The sequence below is a fragment of the Bacillus sp. IT-79MI2 genome, from assembly GCF_949768135.1.
Taxonomy (GTDB): Bacteria; Bacillota; Bacilli; order Bacillales; family Bacillaceae_G; genus Bacillus_A; species Bacillus_A pseudomycoides.
In genome coordinates this window covers 1-366 of the sequence record NZ_CATKPV010000013.1, presented here as the reverse complement: position 1 = coordinate 366, position 366 = coordinate 1, and the positions used below count along the sequence as shown (strand labels likewise).

Genomic DNA, 366 nt, shown 5'->3' with positions numbered 1-366 from the left:
AAGGGACTATCTTATAAAATACAGTTAAGAAAAGAAAGACAGGGAGAGGAAACCCATGTCCACAAAATTAGTAAATTTACGAATTGATTTTGCTTTTAAACAGTTATTTGGAACAAAGGGGAATGAAGAAATCTTAATTGGATTTCTAAACGCTATCTTAGAAGAATCTTTAGATACACCTATTTCATCACTACAATTGGAAGACCCACATCTCCATAAGTCTTATGAAGATGATAAGTTATCCATACTAGACTTATTAGCAACACTCGACAATGGAACGCAAGTGAATATTGAGATTCAACTCCGAAATACACATGATATGGTAAAACGCTCTTTATACTATTGGAGTAAGCTCTATACATCCCA

At 33.3% G+C, this 366-nt stretch carries 1 protein-coding gene; it reads left to right on the top strand.

Features of this window, described 5'->3' with window-relative positions; translation table 11 throughout:
• Positions 1-55 precede the first annotated feature (55 nt).
• Positions 56-366, top strand: a 311-nt coding sequence (locus ACM6HU_RS01010) for an Rpn family recombination-promoting nuclease/putative transposase (protein ID WP_414847953.1), incomplete at its 3' end; no start/stop codon positions are given.